The sequence below is a fragment of the Pedobacter sp. UYEF25 genome, assembly GCF_054061655.1.
In genome coordinates this window covers 1-1,460 of the sequence record NZ_JBSSEL010000049.1, presented here as the reverse complement: position 1 = coordinate 1,460, position 1,460 = coordinate 1, and the positions used below count along the sequence as shown (strand labels likewise).

Sequence of the window (1,460 nt, the reverse complement as noted above, 5' to 3'; positions counted from 1 at the left end):
CAAGCATCCATGTAAAAGCAGTAAATTTAAGTTCCACAAAAACAGCAATGTGGCACAGGAATACACCTGTCCACCCAAACTTTAAAGCTATGGCAACTCAATCTACTGCTTCTGTCCCTAAGTTATACATTGGGATGGACATCCACAAAAAAAGTTGGAGCGTACATCTGCGCACCGACCTGTTCGACCATAAAGGTTTTACCCTGCCGCCCAAACCTGAGGTTCTATATGATTACGTAGACCGACATTTTCGGGAGCATGAGGTCTCCATCACCTACGAGGCAGGATGTTGCGGTTTCAGCGCCGCTCGTTATTTCCTGAATCTGGGATGGGGCGTAACCGTGGTGAACCCAGCTGATGTTCCGAGGATGAACAAACAACAGTACCAGAAAACCGATAAGATAGACAGCCGAAATCTCTGCAAACAGCTCCAGACGGGAAACCTGCACGCCATCCATATCCCGACCACTACAGAAGAACAGCTCCGTGGCCTGATGCGGCAGCGAGACAGCGTGAGCAGACAACTGTGCAAAACGAAGAACCGGATCAAAAGTACGCTACTCTATCATGGCGTAGCTTTACCCGAAGAGTTCGATAGGCCCACCTGGACTTTGTCCTTCTTAGAATGGATCGGCAACATCACCTGGGCGGAGAATTCGGGGAAGCTGTGCATGGAAAGTATGCTAAGGGTATATGCCGCATTCAAGAAAGAGTACCTAGAACTGGCCAACGAACTGCGGAGCTTCTGTCGGAAAAACCATAAAAAGGAGTACTATCTGTTGAAGAGCATCCCAGGAATAGGTGGGTATATGGCCTCGGCAATCATCTCGGAACTGGGCGATCTGCGTAGGTTCGGCAACGAGAAACAGTTGGGGAGCTATATCGGTCTGGTACCGGGTATGCACAACAGCGGCGACAGCGAACGTAGCCTGGGCATCACCCCAAGGTGCAAACCCATCTTACGCCGATATCTGATAGAGGCAAGCTGGGTAGCCATCAGGAGGGATCCCGAAATGCAGGCCTATTACCGGAAGCATTTTGGTAAAAACCCAAAGGCAATCGTGGTAAAAGTGGCACATAAGTTAGTAAACAGAATGTTATCGGTGATCAAAACAGAAAAGCCATATGAAGTGAACAGAAATATAGCATAGGAAACCAGATATTTAAGGCTCAATAAAAATAATAACAAGAGACAAAAGCAGACCTCAAAACAGCAAGGGTGGTGTCGGCAGCAATGAGCGGCAGCCACAGGTACAAGTCTGGGGCTGCTTTTTATAAGTCTTTCACCACACGGGTGCTGGTGGAGCGCGGTTGATAAAACCCCGCTGCCACATATAGGAGTCGGAGCTTAAAGATTTGAAGATACGGTGTTTGAGTAGCATTAATTTAGACACTTTATGGCATCTTATTGGAATAAAATTAATAAATTAGAACTGTAAACTGCTTTACATAGGAATTTG

General features: G+C 47.1%; 1 protein-coding gene. It reads left to right on the top strand.

What is annotated here, in order from left to right; genetic code table 11:
- Positions 1 to 1,151 (top strand): IS110 family RNA-guided transposase (locus tag ACVWYG_RS19210; RefSeq protein ID WP_457272678.1); only part of this gene is annotated, 1,151 nt, incomplete at its 5' end.
- Positions 1,152 to 1,460: the final 309 nt, after the last annotated feature.